Source organism: Winogradskyella damuponensis, from assembly GCF_039538385.1.
In the GTDB taxonomy this organism is placed as follows: Bacteria; Bacteroidota; Bacteroidia; order Flavobacteriales; family Flavobacteriaceae; genus Winogradskyella; species Winogradskyella damuponensis.
Window position 1 is genome coordinate 355379 of sequence record NZ_BAABCB010000002.1, and the last position, 16960, is coordinate 372338.

General features: G+C 35.6%; 18 protein-coding genes and 1 pseudogene. 2 read left to right on the plus strand and 17 right to left on the minus strand.

The features are described from left to right. Positions 1-82: 82 nt before the first annotated feature. From paaZ to ABD730_RS01740, 16 genes and pseudogenes are all read right to left on the minus strand, one after another. A complete protein-coding gene (paaZ, locus tag ABD730_RS01665) occupies positions 83-2584 on the minus strand; it encodes a phenylacetic acid degradation bifunctional protein PaaZ (RefSeq protein ID WP_344712103.1) in 2502 nt (833 codons plus the stop codon). Between the two features lie 212 nt (positions 2585-2796). Continuing rightward, positions 2797-4008: a 3-oxoadipyl-CoA thiolase gene (gene pcaF, locus ABD730_RS01670; protein WP_344712105.1), complete on the minus strand. Its 1212-nt coding sequence runs from the start codon at positions 4006-4008 to the stop codon at positions 2797-2799. Between the two features lie 116 nt (positions 4009-4124). After that, positions 4125-4985, minus strand: coding sequence for a KPN_02809 family neutral zinc metallopeptidase (gene ypfJ / locus ABD730_RS01675; RefSeq protein ID WP_334467697.1), 861 nt, complete (start codon positions 4983-4985; stop codon positions 4125-4127). Positions 4986-5005: 20 nt separating this feature from the next. Beyond that, a complete protein-coding gene (locus tag ABD730_RS01680) occupies positions 5006-5431 on the minus strand; it encodes a PaaI family thioesterase (RefSeq protein ID WP_344712107.1) in 426 nt (141 codons plus the stop codon). A 9-nt stretch (positions 5432-5440) separates the two neighbouring features. Beyond that, on the minus strand, positions 5441-5815 hold the full coding sequence (locus tag ABD730_RS01685) for a four helix bundle protein (protein WP_334467692.1): 375 nt from the start codon (positions 5813-5815) through the stop codon (positions 5441-5443). A 14-nt stretch (positions 5816-5829) separates the two neighbouring features. Next, positions 5830-7065 carry a 3-hydroxyacyl-CoA dehydrogenase NAD-binding domain-containing protein gene (locus tag ABD730_RS01690; protein ID WP_344712109.1) on the minus strand — a complete coding sequence of 412 codons (1236 nt, stop codon included), beginning with the start codon at positions 7063-7065 and terminating at the stop codon, positions 5830-5832. Between the two features lie 153 nt (positions 7066-7218). Then, complete coding sequence (locus tag ABD730_RS01695; RefSeq protein ID WP_425583498.1) at positions 7219-8223, minus strand: pyridoxal-phosphate dependent enzyme; 1005 nt, start codon at positions 8221-8223, stop codon at positions 7219-7221. A gap of 6 nt (positions 8224-8229) precedes the next feature. Further along, positions 8230-8550 (minus strand): annotated as a pseudogene (locus ABD730_RS01700) (endonuclease domain-containing protein); the annotation flags it as partial. 168 nt (positions 8551-8718) lie between these two features. Beyond that, on the minus strand, positions 8719-9501 hold the full coding sequence (locus ABD730_RS01705) for an enoyl-CoA hydratase-related protein (protein ID WP_344712112.1): 783 nt from the start codon (positions 9499-9501) through the stop codon (positions 8719-8721). 99 nt (positions 9502-9600) lie between these two features. Next, entirely contained in the window at positions 9601-10101 is a 501-nt protein-coding gene (gene paaD / locus ABD730_RS01710; RefSeq protein ID WP_344712114.1) for a 1,2-phenylacetyl-CoA epoxidase subunit PaaD, read from the minus strand. A gap of 84 nt (positions 10102-10185) precedes the next feature. Next, on the minus strand, positions 10186-10938 hold the full coding sequence (gene paaC, locus ABD730_RS01715) for a 1,2-phenylacetyl-CoA epoxidase subunit PaaC (protein ID WP_344712116.1): 753 nt from the start codon (positions 10936-10938) through the stop codon (positions 10186-10188). Positions 10939-10983: 45 nt separating this feature from the next. Beyond that, positions 10984-11334: a four helix bundle protein gene (locus tag ABD730_RS01720; protein ID WP_334467685.1), complete on the minus strand. Its 351-nt coding sequence runs from the start codon at positions 11332-11334 to the stop codon at positions 10984-10986. Between the two features lie 52 nt (positions 11335-11386). Beyond that, positions 11387-11671 (minus strand): 1,2-phenylacetyl-CoA epoxidase subunit PaaB, encoded by a 285-nt coding sequence (paaB, locus tag ABD730_RS01725; RefSeq protein WP_344712119.1) that lies wholly within the window; start codon positions 11669-11671, stop codon positions 11387-11389. Positions 11672-11750: 79 nt separating this feature from the next. Next, the gene (gene paaA, locus ABD730_RS01730; RefSeq protein ID WP_334467678.1) at positions 11751-12707 is read right to left on the minus strand and encodes a 1,2-phenylacetyl-CoA epoxidase subunit PaaA; all 957 of its coding nucleotides are present in this window, start codon (positions 12705-12707) and stop codon (positions 11751-11753) included. A gap of 134 nt (positions 12708-12841) precedes the next feature. Next, positions 12842-13915, minus strand: a complete 1074-nt coding sequence (gene paaE, locus ABD730_RS01735) for a 1,2-phenylacetyl-CoA epoxidase subunit PaaE (RefSeq protein ID WP_344712121.1) — start codon at positions 13913-13915, stop codon at positions 12842-12844. 68 nt (positions 13916-13983) lie between these two features. Continuing rightward, positions 13984-14553: a TetR/AcrR family transcriptional regulator gene (locus ABD730_RS01740; RefSeq protein WP_334467674.1), complete on the minus strand. Its 570-nt coding sequence runs from the start codon at positions 14551-14553 to the stop codon at positions 13984-13986. 111 nt (positions 14554-14664) lie between these two features. Here ABD730_RS01740 and ABD730_RS01745 point away from each other — a divergent pair, with 111 nt between their 5' ends. Beyond that, a complete protein-coding gene (locus tag ABD730_RS01745; RefSeq protein WP_344712124.1) occupies positions 14665-14973 on the plus strand; it encodes a rhodanese-like domain-containing protein in 309 nt (102 codons plus the stop codon). 3 nt (positions 14974-14976) lie between these two features. Here ABD730_RS01745 and ABD730_RS01750 read toward each other — a convergent pair whose 3' ends face one another. After that, on the minus strand, positions 14977-15603 hold the full coding sequence (locus tag ABD730_RS01750) for a DUF4230 domain-containing protein (protein WP_334467670.1): 627 nt from the start codon (positions 15601-15603) through the stop codon (positions 14977-14979). Between the two features lie 228 nt (positions 15604-15831). Here ABD730_RS01750 and ABD730_RS01755 point away from each other — a divergent pair, with 228 nt between their 5' ends. Further along, positions 15832-16599, plus strand: coding sequence for a hypothetical protein (locus ABD730_RS01755; protein ID WP_344712127.1), 768 nt, complete (start codon positions 15832-15834; stop codon positions 16597-16599). Positions 16600-16960: the final 361 nt, after the last annotated feature.

Sequence of the window (16960 nt, forward strand, 5' to 3'; positions counted from 1 at the left end):
TCAATTTAAGCGACTGCAATTTATATTATCGCTAAAATTCAAGCGACTGCGCAATAAATGCGCAGTGACTTTCTATTAATAATTACAGTAATCCGAATTGCTCAAAGTGATGATTCAGGTGTTTTCGTTCTAATAAATACGATTCGTATTTATTCAATTCTCCGAAAACTAAATTCTTTAATTTAGCTTCTGGGTTTTCTTTAAAAAACTCTAAATACTTTTCGCGTTGTGCTTTAAACTTTTCGATTGCTGTTGCTAAATCTGGATGCTTTAGAGGTTCTAAAGTGTTTTTTTCTAATTGTGGAAATTGAGAGTTCTTAGGGAACTTATCATAATTCCATAAACTATTATGCACTTTATCTAAAATGGTTGAAGGTGTAGCAATTTCAAAATCTTGAATTTCTCCTGAAGCAATTTTATAGGTGTATTCTAAATGTTCAACCATGTGTTGCGGCGTCATAATGCCCCATTTTGGTTTCATGTCTTCTTTTAATGCAGAAAGACATGCGTTGATCTTATCTTCTGTCATTTCAACAAAAACCTCTTGCTTTTTTTGCACCATGGTTAAGACTGTTGCGAAAGCTACTTTCTCATCGTTGTTTGCATCAAAAATTTCGGCATACCATTTTACAATGCCACTTGGATGTTCTGCTGAAGCCACATCGCGATCTACTTTTTGCTTACAGGTTAAGCGCACGTAAATGGTATCGTTGTGATATAATGGACGAAGGAATCTGCATTCTTCTAATCCGTAATTTGCAGACACTGGTCCTTTATTTGGGTATACAAATAATCCTGCAGCTGCTGAAATAATAAAATACCCATGTGCGGTTCTCTTCTCGAAAATACTACCATCTAATGAGGTGATGTCTGTATGTGCATAGAAGTGATCCCAAGTAAGGTTTGAAAAGTTAATGATGTCTGTGTCAGTGAATGTACGATTGTGGGTTTTCATAGACATTCCTGGTTGGATGTCTTCCCAATGGTATTTAAATGGATGCTGCTCTGCTTCCTTATATTTTGCATTTTGCTGATAAATACTAGTGATTTCCGTCAACGTTGTTGGTGACCCTTGAATGGCAGTACGTTGTAAATAATGCTTAATACCACGCATGCCTCCCATTTCTTCGCCACCTCCAGCTCGACCAGGACCACCATGTACCAAATATGGTAAAGGAGAACCATGACCAGTGCTTTCTTTGGCCATATCGCGATTAACCACTAAAATTCGACCATGATGACTAGCTGCATTAACCACATAATCTTTGGCAATTTTATCGTCATAAGTTGCAATAGAAGACACTAAAGACCCTTTACCCATCTGCGCTAAAGTAATAGCTTCGTCTAAATTCTTATAAGGCATTATGGTACTTACAGGGCCAAATGCTTCTGTTTCGTGAACGGCTAAATTTGTAAATGGTTGATCTTCGCGAAGCAGTATTGGCGCTAAAAAGGCACCTTTTTTAGCATCTGCACCAATGGTTTCAATTTTATCTAAATCTCCATAAACAATACTAGCTGTTTTTGCTAATTCTTGTACACGTTCTCTAACTTCGGTAACTTGATCTTTACTTACCAAGGCTCCCATACGCACTTCTTTAAGTCGTGGATCTCCAATGGTAATTTTATCTAAGGCTTTACCTAGAGCAGCCTGTACATCATCTATAAGATTTTGAGGTACAATAATTCTACGGATTGCAGTACATTTTTGACCACATTTAACCGTCATTTCATTACGAACTTCCTTTATGAACAAATCGAATTCTGGTGTTCCAGGGACAGCATCTTCACCTAATATTGATGCATTTAATGAATCGGCTTCCATAGTAAAAGGCACTGCTTCATCAATGATACGTTTATGAGATTTTAAAAGTCTTCCTGTTGTAGCGGACCCTGTAAAGGTTACAACATCTTGAGATTCGACAGTGTCTAAAATTGTTCTTGCCGAACCTGTAATCAGTTGTAAAGCGCCTTCTGGTAAAATACCTGAAGCAATAATTTCTCGTACAACTGCTTCTGTTAAAAATGAAGTGTTTGTTGCTGGTTTAACCACAGCAGGAACACCAGCCATCCAATTGACAGCACATTTTTCTAACATGCCCCAAACAGGAAAGTTAAAGGCATTGATATGAATCGCTACACCGCGTTTTGGTACCATAATGTGATGTGCCATAAAGCGTCCACCACGAGACAAGTCGATAGCATCACCTTCTACGTGATACGGTTGGTTTGGAAATAGTTTACGCAATGACGCATTAGCAAAAAGATTTCCAAAACCACCTTCAATATCTATCCAGCTATCTACTTTGGTAGCTCCTGTTCTGTAACTTAATTCGTAAAAACTAGCTTTTCTTTTGGTAAGATATAAAGCTAAGCTTTTTAACATGTTGCCACGTTCTTGAAAAGTCATTTTACGAAGTACTTCACCACCTTTAGTTCTTCCATATTGAAGAATTTCGGCAAAATCTAAGCCTTCGGTATCTGAAAGTGCAACAAGCTCTCCTGTAATGGCGTCGAACATAGGAACTCCTTCACCTTTACCTTCTAGCCATTGTCCTGTGACGTAATTTTGTAATTTTTTCATTGATACGTTTATTTATCATTTCCTTAAAAACGGAAATCTAATTTATGTCTTTTCGATACAGATCCGATAAAATTCGGAATCACTCGAAGTGACGTTTTTTTTATTCAATTAACTGCACACGCGTTAGCGATTGTAGCGGCATCCTTTTTGGCCATTAAAAGCAAAAAAGATATAGCGGAAAGCGCGACCCTTGTGGTAACGCCCAAATGATGTTACAAATTCACATTCTCAATAATCGCTGCATAACCTTGCCCAACTCCAATACACATGGTAATTAAGGCATAACGTTTGTTTTGCTCCTGCAACTCCAAAGCGGCAGAATACGCAACTCTTGCGCCTGTTACTCCTAATGGGTGACCAATAGCGATAGCACCACCATTTGGATTTAATCGCTCATCGTTGTCTGCTAATCCCCAAGCTCTAGTGCATGCTAAGGCTTGCGCAGCGAACGCTTCGTTAAGCTCGATAATATCCATATCGTCCATGGTTAATCCTGCTTTTTCTAGCGCTTTATTAGAAGCTGTAACAGGGCCAATTCCCATAATCCTAGGCTCGACACCAACCACAGCAGAACTTACGATTCGTGCTAATGGTTTTAAATTGTATTTTTTAACTGCATCGCCTGAAGCGATAATGGTTGCTGCTGCGCCATCGTTTAATCCTGAAGAGTTACCAGCGGTTACGCTACCACCTTCTTTTTTAAAGGCAGGTCTTAATTTCCCTAAAACTTCTAAAGAGGTTGTAGGCTTAACAAATTCGTCTTTAGAAAAAAGGATGGGATCTTTTTTACGCTGTGGAATTTCTACAGTAACAATTTCTTTTGCTAAGCGTCCGTTTTCTTGTGCTTTGGTTGCTTTCTGCTGACTCCAAAGTGCGAACTTATCTTGGTCTTCTCTTGAAATATTATATTTCTCTACAAGATTTTCGGCTGTATTTCCCATGCCGTCTGTGCCATACATTTGTTGCATTTTCGGATTGATAAAACGCCATCCGAAAGTAGAATCGTATAGTTTTGAATCGCCACCAAAAGCCGTTGATGGTTTTGCCATGACGTATGGTCCGCGTGTCATATTCTCGACTCCACCAGAAATAAACACATCGCCATCTCCTGCTTTTATAGCACGATTGGCGTGAATGATTGCTGATAATCCAGAACTACATAAACGGTTTACGGTTTCTCCTGGCACTGTAAATGGTAATCCGGCTAACAGAGATGACATTCTCGCTACATTTCGATTGTCTTCACCTGCTTGGTTGGCGCAGCCCATAATCACATCGTCATACGCTTCTTTTGGGATGTTTGGATTACGTTTTACGATTTCTGCAATGACTAAGGCTCCTAAATCGTCTGTACGAACAGCAGCTAATGTGCCTTTGTAGTTTCCTATTGGTGTTCTAATGCCGTCTATTATATATGCTTCCATGTTTGAAATTGAAATTGAAATTGAAGTCGAAAAATGAAACTTCTATTTCATAATTAATGTGTTATTTACTTCTGTTTTTTAATACCTATAAGGTTTTTGAGACCTTGCAGAACTAATTAATTTAATAAAGCAGAGAATGTATCTCCGTTTCTTATATCACCTGTATTATAGCCTTTCATAAACCACTCCATACGTTGTTGTGATGTGCCATGAGTAAAACTATCTGAATTTACGCTTCCGCTTGTTCTTTTCTGAATGGCATCATCACCAACCGCATTGGCAGCACTCATTGCTTCTTCAATATCTCCTTCTTGTAAATATTTTTTATTGTGATGCGCCCAAACTCCTGCGTAAAAATCGGCTTGCAATTCTTGTGCTACCGATAATTTATTTGCTTCGGTTTGGTTGGTCTGACTCTGTAATTGTCTTACTTTGTTAGAAGTGCCTAATAAAGTCTGAATGTGATGTCCGACTTCGTGTGCTGTTACGTATGCAATTGCAAAATCACCTCCTTTAGCTCCGAAACGTGTTTTTAGTTCATCAAAGAAAGACATATCCATATATAATTTTTGATCTGCTGGACAATAAAAAGGACCTGAAGCTGCACTTGCATTTCCACAACCTGTACTTACGGCATCTGTAAATAAAACAAGTTTTGGTTCTTTATAATCACCTAGGTTATATTCCCTAAAAAGTCGATTCCAAACATCTTCTGTATCTACCAAGACTGCGTTCATAAAATCACCCATTTCAACTTCTTGACTCGTTAGATCTCGTTGCTCAACTTGTTGTGTCGTTTGACTATTGGCTACTTGTTCTATGATTGGTGCTATTTGTTGCCCGGTTTCACCTCCAAAAAGTTGTAATAAAATTACCACAACAGCAATGACTCCACCTCCTGCAACCACTTTTCCTTTGCTGCTCATGCCGCGTTGATCTTCAAGATTCCCGCTTTGTCGTCTACCTTTCCATTTCATAATTTAATGTATTTACTGTTTTATTCCCAATCTTTTTGCGTCCTGTACACCACACCTTTAAAAAGCGCGACTAATTCCTCACCGCGTTTGACTTCAATAATATTAAAGCCTAATCTATTTTTTACAGATTCTATTACAGATTCTGCTGTAATATAATCTCCTTCGTTTAAAGCTTCAATATGGTTAATGCTTGTTTCGATAGACACGGCATATTTACCATGTGTATTTGCTGCAAATCCGAAAGCCGTATCGGCTAATGAATAACTAATGCCGCCATGAGCTTTATTCATGCTGTTTAGCATTTCCTTTCTAATGGTCATTCCGACTTTACAGCGTCCGATTTCACATTCTAGAATTTCTATGCCTAGCCACGTGCTATAGGCGTCTTGGGAAAGCATTCGCTTAGGTATGAGGTGTGAGGCTAAAGGTTTATTTTTAGATTCCATTTAAACTTATTAAATTCTTTTAGATATCATGGTACGCAATGATGTTATCATTTTTGATAATTCCGTTATTAATTTACGATTTTCTTCATCTTCGTCATCAGAAATATAATTTCTCATTTGAGCTTTCGAACTACATGAAACACATTCGTGCGCACTATGCCATGCATTCCCTAAATAATGATAAAACTGTTTATCTGTACCACTTGAACCTTCAGCTATATTTAAGGCAATAGAATCTGCGGCTCTCTTAAATTGTGAGGTAAGTTCAAAACGTTCCTCTTTGGGAAAATTTTTAACCAATCGATTTACAACTTCTCCAAATTCCATGGCCTTGGTGTATATTCCTAAATCTTCAAATTTAAAATGATACTTCGATTTCCTCATACCTCATACCTTTTTTAATAAAACCTCATACCTGATTTGCTCATTTTACGCAACAACGGACTACAACGGTATCTATCTTCGTGATATTCGTTATACAATTCATCCATTTTACTGACACACCAATCAATTCCTTTCTCGTCTGCCCAAGCCAATAATCCATTTGGATAATTAACCCCTTTGGTCATGGCATTATCGATATCTTCAGCTGATGCGATATTTAAAAACAAGGCATCTGCGGCTTCGTTGATAAGCATGACTAAGACACGATCGAAAATTTGATTTTTTAAAGTCTCTTCTTCTTCATAGGTTTCAAAAGTTCTTGAATTAGTGTGATTAGTGTTAATTATTTTTCCATTTTGATCGTAATCATAATAGCCTTTTCCTGATTTACGTCCTAAATACCCTGCTTCTGCAAACCGTTTTTGAGTGAATGACGGCTTATATCTTGGGTCGAAATAAAAGGCAGTAAATACCGTTTCGGTTACGGTATAGTTTACATCGTTTCCTATGAAATCCATAAGCTCAAATGGCCCCATTCTAAAATCACCTAAAGACTTTAAGCTATGATCTATGGTTGCAAAATCGGCTAATCCTTCTTCATAAATACGTAATGCTTCACCATAAAATGGTCTTGCCACTCTGTTTACTATAAATCCTGGTGTGTCTTTGGCAACTGCGACTACTTTCTTCCAATCTTTAATGGTTTGTATGGCTTTTTCAAGAACTTCAGTTGAAGTTTGAATTGCTGGAATAACCTCAACCAACTTCATTAAAGGTGCTGGATTAAAAAAGTGAATCCCTACACAACGTTCTGGTTTATTCAGCGATGCAGCGATTGATGCTATAGATAAACTTGATGTGTTTGATGCAATAATACAATCCTCAGCCACATAGCTTTCTAATTCTGAAAACACTTTTTTCTTGATGTCAAGATTTTCAATAATGGCTTCAATGGTTAGGTTTGAATCGGCTAAATCTTTTAGGTTATTGACGTAAGCGATGTTTGACTGAATTCTATCTTTTTCAGACGTATCAATTCTTCCTTTTTCAATTAAGCGATTTAATATTTTTTCTAGTGAAGCTTTTGCTTTATCTAAAGCCACTTGATTGGTATCGTATAACTTCACTTTACACCCCGAAGTTGCTGCAACTTGCGCAATGCCGCTTCCCATGGTTCCTGATCCTATTATTCCAACTCTATTGATTTGAGATTGTGGATTAACGATTTCTGATTTTTGATTTTCACTCATACCTGATATTCCATCTATATTTTATGATTTCAACTTGTTTGAAGCTGTTTTAATACTAACAACAAAAATTGAAATTAATTCATCGTTTTCTTTTAATATTTATTCTAAAATGTCTAAACACCCCTAAAGTCCCCTCAAGGGGACAATCGTTAATCAAAACGGTAAATTTCTCACATCTACATTACCGCCAGATAAAATGATGCCTACGTTTTTAGTTGCAAATTCTTTTCTATTCTTCAACACAGCAGCAAAGGCTACAGCACTTGATGGTTCTACAATAATTTTCATGTGTTCCCAAATCAATTGCATTGCTTCAATAATTTCAACTTCTTCAACACAAATAATCTTATCCACATACGTTTGAATAATCGGAAAATTACGATCGCCTAAATGTGTTCTTAGGCCATCGGCAATGGTATTTACCGCGCTGTTATATTCAATTTTCCCTGATTGTTTAGATCGAAACGCATCATCCGCATTTTTGGGTTCTCCTCCAATCACTTTACAGTTGTTTGAAAAATAGTGTGCTGCCAGCGCTGTGCCTGCAATTAATCCTCCGCCACCAACTGGTGTTACAATGACATCTAAATTGGGTTGTTCTTCTAACAGCTCAATTGCAGCTGTACTGTTTCCGTAAATTACCTCATCTTGATTTGATGGATGTAAAAATGTCGCACCTTTTTCTTCTTTTATGCTATTGGCAGTTGCTTCTCTTGCTTGAGGTGTCGATTCGCATTCTATGATTTCTCCCTCGTAAGTTCTAACACCATCTTTTTTAACTTGAGGTGCATTCTCTGGCATTACAATATAAGCTTTAACACCTAATTTCTGAGCTGCTAATGAAACGGCTTGTGCAAAATTACCTGACGAATGTGTCACCACGCCTCGTTGTCTTTCTTCTTCTGAAAGTGATAGAATAGCGTTTGCAGCACCTCGCATTTTAAAGGCTCCCATTTTCTGGAAATTCTCACACTTAAAAAACAGGTTACAACCTGCTTTTTCATTCAACAACTGCGATGTTAACACAGGTGTTTTGTGAATAAAGGGTTTTATTCGGTTGTGGGTTTGTATGAGGGTTTGTTTTAAATCGTATGGATTGTCCCCTTGAGGGGACTTGAGGGGTGTTTTTAAAGATTTAATTTTTTCTTCTAAAGTCATAGAAACACTAAACATATTATTTTTTACATCCGAATCAGAGAATCTGATAAACTCGACACCTAATTTTTCAAGTTCACACTGTCTATTTTTATCTTCAAAATATCTGAAACCGTGTGAATCACCATCAATTTCAATAGCTAACATAAGCTCGTGACAATAAAAATCTACTATATAATTTAGCATCGGAACTTGTCTATGAAACTGAACATCTAGCGCTTGATTTTTAATAGCTTTCCACATTAAAACCTCTGCAAGTGTGCTATTTTTTCTTAGCTCTCTTGCGTATTCTTTAAGTTTTGGATTGTATGGAATAATTTTGTTTTTCACTTTTTATTTTAACACCCCTAAGGTCCCCTCAAGGGGACAATACTCAGATGCGTATTATTTTGTCTTTATTAATGTTTCTTGAGTTTCCAATGAGATCTACATTTTATTTCTATTCTGTTTTAACACCCCTAAAGCTCCCTCAAGGGGACAATATTCGGATGTCTAATTTTAATTCCCTTTAAAGTTCGGTTTTCTTTTTTCTATAAACGCAGCAACTCCTTCTTTGTAATCGTCACTTTGTGCGGCTTCTATTTGTAATTTAGATTCTAAAGCTAATTGCGATTCTAAATCGTTAGTCATGGATTTATTGAACAATTCTTTAATCATACCTAATGCTTTAGTTGGCATATTTGCTAGTTTTAAAGCTAGTTTATTAATCGTTTCGCCAAATTCTTCCGTTGGGACACATTTGTAAATCATGCCCATTTTTTCAGCTTCTTCAGCTCCAATTTTATCACCTAGCATCGCTAATGCTAGTGCTTTTTGAAAACCGATTAGTCTTGGTAAAAAGTACGTTCCTGCACTATCTGGCACTAAACCTATTAGACTAAATGCTTGAATGAAGCTTACTTTTTCGTGAGCAACTACTATATCGCAAGCCAAAGCGATATTTGCACCAGCACCTGCAGCCACTCCGTTAATTGCACCAATAATTGGTTTTTTAATGGAACGTATTCTGGTGATGATTGGGTTATAATGTTCTTCTAGTATTTTTTTGAATCCCGGATTTAAATCAGGATCTGTAACTTCTTTTAAATCTTGACCAGCACAAAATGCTTTTCCGTTTCCGGTTAAGACAATAGCTCTAACATCTTTATTTGCTTCGCAAGCATCCAAAGTTTCTTGTAAACTAAATGCCATTTCACGATTGAAACTATTGAATACCTCTGGTCTGTTTAGCGTGATGTACGCTACTTTATTTTCAATTCTAAGTTGTATGCTTTTGCTCATAATTATATGCTTCTTCTCTGTTTTTCACACCCCTAAAGTCCCCTCAAGGGGACAATTGTTCGATTTAAAATATTTACACTTATAAATTTGACTTTTGCCTCATTTTAAACATTTAAAATAATCAAAGGGTTCTTGGCAATCGTCACACTGAAATTGTGCTTTACAAGCTGTGGAACCAAACTGACTTACTAGTCTTGTATTGGTAGAACCACAATTGGTACACTTAACAATACGCTTTCCATTAAGCAATACATCTTTATCTGCTTCTGCATTTAAAGGTGCTGCAATTCCGTAATCTTCCAATGCTTTTCTACCTCTTGGTGTAATCCAATCGGTTGTCCATGCAGGATGTAAAATCAATTCTATTTTAGATTCGTATCCGGCTTGTTTTAATGCTAATTTTATATCATCACCAATCACATCCATTGCAGGACAACCACTGTAGGTTGGTGTGATTTTAACATTAACGATATTATTTTTTACAACCGCAGAACGCACCACGCCCATATCCATTATGGATAATACTGGGATCTCGGGATCTGAAACTTTTTCCAGAATTGGAATTAAGATTTCGTCTATATTTTGTTCTGTTGTTGTCATTTTTTGAATTTGAAGTTGAAGTTGAAACTGAATTTGAAGTGTTCTTCTTTCAAATTCAAGTTCGATTTCAATTTCTTTTATTTTTTACCATTCCATATTAGGATAAGCACGTTGCATGTATTGAAGCTCTGCTAATAAATAGCCCATATGTTCTGTATGAATACCTTCTTTTCCACCTTTTTGGAACCATTTTGATTCTGGTGTTTCAAGCGTTGCTTCTTCTAAAATTTCATTCACTCTAGCATAATAAGCGTCTTTTAGTTTAGTAACATCCACACCGATTCCTTCTGCAACCATAGCTTTATCGGCTTCTGTTTGATGAAATAATTCATCAGTGTACGTCCATAAACCATCAATAGCTTCTTGCATTTTTACTTTGCTTTCTTCTGTACCGTCACCTAAACGCTTTATCCAATCTGAAGAAAAACGTTCGTGATAACTGACTTCTTTTATACATTTATTCGCAATTGCAGACAATGTTAAATCGGTACTTTTTTGTAATTCGCTAAGAAAAGCTAAATGGTACACATCGAATAAAAACTGACGCGCCATAGTGTAGGCAAAGTTTGTGTTTGGTTGTTCTACCAATAGTACATTTTTATAATCACGCTCTTTTCGAAGCATAGCAATATCATCTTCTGTTCTATCGTCACCTGCTATTTTTGCTGCATATTGAAAATAGCTTCGCACTTGACCAAATAAATCCAATGAAATATTAGTACAGGCGATATCTGTTTCTAGGCTTGGACCATGACCTGTTAATTCTCCTAGTCTTTGACCGAGGATTAGGCTGTTGTCTGCTATGCCTAAAATATATTTGTATAAATTTTCTTTCATCTTAATCAAAATTGAAATTGAAGTCGAATTTGAATTCGAAAACCTTCAATTGATATTTTTTATTCTAGTTACAATAATTCGAATTAATTGATCATTTTCATCTTTCAATTCTCTTATACTTTCCTCAGAAATTAATTTTGCTTTAGTCTGAATGTTTAAATTCCTTAAGGATTCTCTTAACTCTTTTAAGCAAATTCTAAGTTTATTTATTTTGTCTTTATTTGTTCCAGCACCTAAAACTTCACCGTAATTTAAAGCTGAAGAACATGAAGAACGGATAAGTTGTTTTGCTAAATAATCGCCAGCATAAGAAAGCGGTTTCTTATCATATAAAATAATGATTGCAGCAGCAAAATTTTCAAGTCGTTCTGTTAAATCAAATTTTATCCCATTCATATTTTCAGATTCAGATTCAGATTCAACTTCAATTTCGATTTCGATTTTACTGTTACATATGTTTCACCTCGTCTGGCAAATCGTAAAATGTTGGATGACGATACACCTTGTCTTGAGCAGGTTCAAATAGTTCACCATTGTGTTCTGGATTTGATGCTGTAATATTTTTAGATTCTACAACCCAAATACTTACACCTTCGTTTCGTCTAGTGTAGACATCTCTTGCATTTTCTAAAGCCATTTCTGCATCTGCAGCATGAAGGCTTCCGAAATGACGATGCTCTAATCCATTTTTACTTCTAACGAAGATTTCCCAAAGTGGCCAGTTTTTACTCATTATGAAATTGAATTTATCTATTAAAAACACCCCTAAAGTCCCCTCAAGGGAACAATACTCCCATGAGCATCGAGGTTAATTAAATTGCTTGTTTTTGTTTTCTTGCTTGTTTCTTTTCTGCGTAAGCCATTGCAGCATCACGAACCCATTCTCCCTCTTCCCATGCGTTCACTCTAGCTTTCATTCGTTCTTTATTCATTGGTCCATGACCTTTGACAACTTGCCAAAATTCATCCCAATTAATCTCTCCGAAATCATAGCTTTGGCGTTCTTCGTTCCATTTTAAATCGGGATCTGGAATGGTAAGTCCAATTAATTCTGCTTGAGGAACGGTTTGATCTATAAATTGCTGACGTAAATCGTCATTAGATTTTCGTTTTAATTTCCATTTCATCGATTGCTCTGTATGAATAGATTCTGCATCTGTTGGGCCTAACATCATTAAGCTTGGCCACCACCAGCGGTTTAAAGCATCTTGTGCCATATCCTTTTGCTCTGGTGTTCCATTTGCTAGTTTCATCATAATCTCGAAGCCTTGTCGCTGATGAAAACTTTCTTCTTTACACACACGAATCATGGCACGTGCGTATGGGCCGTATGAGGTATTACAAAGTGGTACTTGATTAATAATGGCTGCACCATCTACCAACCAACCAATCGCTCCCATATCTGCCCAAGTAATGGTTGGGTAATTGAATATGGACGAATATTTTGCTTTTCCGGAATGCAATTGCTCATATAACTCATCGCGAGAAACTCCTAAAGTTTCGCAAGCAGAGTAGAGGTACAAGCCATGACCTGCTTCATCTTGAACTTTAGCTAATAACGCTACTTTTCGTCTTAACGAAGGTGCTCTTGTGATCCAATTGCCTTCGGGAAGCATCCCTATAATTTCGGAATGCGCATGTTGCGACATTTGTCTAATATGCGTCTTGCGATATTTTTCAGGCATCCAATCTTTAGGTTCGATTTTCTCGTCTCTTGCGATACGTTCTTCGAACTGCTTTTCTAGATTTTTTATTTGTTCTTCACTCATCTTTATAGCTATTAGCTATTGGCTTTTGGCCTTTAGCTCGTTGAACTTTATTTTTTATTAGCTGTGGCCGTTGGCCTTTTGCTGTTGGTGCGTTAAGGAATTTGCTTTATAAGATTCCTGTCTTCGCAGGAATTTTACACATCAAAGTCGACCACTACTTTCTCAGATGTTGGCACGGCTTGACAGCTTAATACCAAATTTTGAGAGACTTCTTTTTCGTCTAAGGCATAGTTAATTTTCATTTCAACAGACCCTTCAATAACTTCACATTTACAAGTACTGCAAACACCTCCTTTACATGCGAAAGGTAAATCGGCTCCTGCACCTAAGGCTGCGTCTAAAATATTATCATATTCTTTGGTCATGGTGAAAGCAAATTCTTTTCCTCCATCAACAATAGTGACCTCTATTCCTTCTACATTTTGTTGCGCTAAGCGTTCTGCTCGTTTTATATCTTCATCTGAAAGTCCGGTGACAAACAATTCAAAATGCACGAGTTCTTTTGGTAATCCGGCATTAATGAGGTAAGTACTAACATAATTCACCATTTTTTCTGGACCACACAAAAAGACTTCGCTAGTATCTGGAATATCGATAAACGTTTGCGTTAAAATTCGCATCTTTTCGTCATCGAATCTTCCATTAAACAGTTCTATATCTCTACGTTCTTTGGTTAAGAAGTAATAGATTTCGAACCGCCCAAAATATTTATTTCTAAGCTGCTCCAACTCCTCTTTAAATATAATGGATTTTGCGGTCTTATTGACATAAAATAATTTACATGTTGAATTTGGTTCGGCTTCTAAATGCGCTTTTACCATGGACAGTACAGGTGTGATTCCGCTACCTGCTGCAAAAAAAAGATAGTTTTTAGCTTTTGTAGCATTGACGTCTACACCAAAGGTTCCGCTTGGCGACATTACTTCTAACTGGTCACCACGTTTTAATTCGTCGTTTATATAGGTAGAGAACTTTCCGCCAGGAATTAACTTTACAGCGACTTTCCATTGACCATCTAATGGACTTGAACAAAGCGAATACGAACGACGTACGTCTTCTCCGTTAATGTCTGCTTTTAAGGTTAAATGCTGACCTTGCCTAAATTGAAACTCTTTTTTTAATTCTGAGGGTACTTCAAAAGTAATTACAGAAGTGTCTTCTGTCTCCTTATAAATGTCTGCAACTTTTAAGATGTGAAAATCTGCCATATGTTTTTCTTAAACATTTAACTAACACTTGTTAGTTTGTTCAGCAAAGTTATAAAATATATTCTAAACTATTTGTTAATGCCTTTTATCAGTATTTGATTTAGGGTATGAGATAATTCTTCAGGGTTAATGTCTTCTTTTTTAGGTATCCATATATAGAGGGAGCGTAATGTTGTTAAAATAGAAAACATCATTACGTCTGGTTTGGTGTCTACGATTTCGCCAGATGCTATTCCTTCTTTTAGAATTGCCCTAAAATCATTTTCGTAATCAATTCTTAATTTTTGGTAATAATTAAGTTTGTCTTCTAAGTGCATCCAATCGTTATTTAGCGATGCCATACCGTAAATATTTTGGCTAGAAATACGCACATGTAGCTCTATAATTTTTTTGAGTTTTTCAATACAACTAGCATCAGAAGATTGAATGGATGTCATTCCTTCTGTAAATTCTTCAGCTAATGAAATTATAATTTTATTTAGGATGTCTTGTTTAGAGTTTATATGATTATACAGGCTTGCTGCTTTTATACCAATGGCTTTGGCTAAATCTCGCATAGTGACAGCACTGTAACCTTTTTCTTTAAAAAGTTTGGCTGCAACTCTTAAAATTTCTTGTTGACGCGTTTCTTGTCTCATGTGTATGCAAAGTACTAAAATAAGAAGATTTTAATGTATTAATAATTATAATGTAACTTTGGTTACGCAATGTTCTTCGTATTATTTAGAATTTTGCTCAAAATTAAAATTATGGGATTATTAAATGCTCTATTTGGAAAATCGACGAATAACGTTGCAGACTATATTGAAAAAGGCGCTGTTATTTTAGATGTACGAACTCATAGTGAGTACCAAGGTGGTCATATTAAAAATGCTTTACATATTCCTGTACAGGAATTGGGTAATAGACTTAATGAAGTTAAAAAGTTAAACAAACCTGTGATTGCGTATTGTGCCAGTGGTATGCGTTCTGGTAGTGCCGCGAGTCTATTAAAATCTAAAGGGGTTGATGCTATTAATGGCGGAGGTATAGGTAGTTTACAACGTAAGTTGGGTTAAGAGCTAGTCTGCTAAAATCTTTTCTAAGTTTTGAAATTGATTTAAGTCTTCTATAGGATTTTCATTGTATTGTAAGGTCCATCCCAAAGAATTAGTGAGAATAAAGAACTTTGAAAGCTCGCTAATTAATCTATTCTGAGCATTAGATTTTAATTCAGAAGCCTCAATTTTTTTCATTAATGATTCTTTAACTGTATTCTTAATGGTATTATAATCTTTGGCATCAAACTGATTTAAAAAATCAGCCTGTACATCGTAATATTCAAAATCGGGATTAATTTTTATTTCCTCTTTAGGAATGCTTATAATCTGTAGTGTTTTAGTTGTTTCATCAATATGATATTCTATTTTGCTTAAATCATAAGCTATGGTTACATCGGCATTAACCACAACTAATGCTTTCTTTTCTGCAGACATTAAATCTCCAAAAACTGCTTTAGAATTTTTGTAACTAAAGACCTCTGAAAAATGGCCTTCAGTAACGACTAATTTCCCAACATTTTTAATCTGTTCTTGAATTAAAGCACTATGTGCTTCAATGACAATTTTATCTTCTTTCTTGTCTTCACAATACTTAAAGGTCAATAGAACAATTAATGTTATAACAACACCAAATAAAATTTTTCGCATAGGCTAATTTAATATAATTACAAATTAACACACCAATAATTAGGGATAATTAAATCCTGTTTTTTTGCTTTATAACGAAGATGAAAGTGTATGGTCTAAGAAAAATGCATCATATCTTAAATATATAACCGTTTGGTTTTAAGGCTATAACTTAGCTCTTAATTAGAAGAACATTTGTGTTTTGTACATCCTGTTTGAAGAAAGCTCTTTAACTTAAAAGTGATTATTATGACAAAGAATATATGCACGCTACTGATTCTATTCTCGACATTAATTAATTATAGTCAGAATTCTATACTATTCAAAAATAACAATCCAAAAGCAAAAGCATTAAAGCATGATTTGAATCATGCTAAAGACAGCTTGATTTTGAGTAGTGAAACTAAAATCCTTCAGATTGAGATTTTTAACGAAGATTACGAAAAGTTGGTAAAAGTTGAAGGTTTTGAATCTCAAATTTCCTTAGCAGATATTCCTGAAGGTAAATTTGTGATTGAAGCGAGATTGGAGGATAAGAACATCGTCATGGGATTAATGCGATATGACTATGCTGATGAAGGTGCTTATTCTAAAACAGCTACAAAGGAAAACATTGCAGAGGGCAAAGGTATGATGTTAGACGAAAGTTTAAATGTCATACGAAAAACGCCAAATAAAAGTATTGAGTTCCTTTTAACAGGGTCTAGTGCTAAAAGAAATACAGAGAAAAAACAAAAATTTTACTGGGTGTTAACTAAAGTGAATAGTGAAAGTGGCTCTAGTAAAACAATGAGGTTAGTAAGTAAAGACGTTGCTGATAGAATGATTTTAAAACATAAATTAGAACTGAATAGTGTTTCTGGTAAACACAACGAATTAACCGTTTGGGAAGTTTATAATTCAGCTAAATTTATGGAGTATCAGATGTTAAATCCTGATTTCTTCTATTCGTTATATTCCGATTTGTTTAATACAACACCTTATTATATCACCGAAAATACCCTTCAAAATTTGTAGGGAGGTTTTTTAGCGTTTTAGAGCTAATTAAACTCCAATTTTTAACTGATAATTTTAGTGAGATTTTAAGAATTTTGAAGCGCCTCGAGTCAGTTGTAAGTATGCTTTTTTCGGACAAACAACTTTATTTAGTAGTATTTTTCATACAGATTTTGTTGGAGTAAAAATAAAAAATGCGCTAAAAAATAGTCTCCCTTTAACCTGTGTTTTCCCCGTTATGTCGAGGATTGCTGCACGTTGACCAAAAATAAATGTAGAATATCTAAATTATAAAGCGCTATAAAATAAAGCGAATACCTTTGTTTTTAATAAGGAATTGTACATATTTGTCTTTTCCATGTGAAAAAAAATTGTTTCCCAA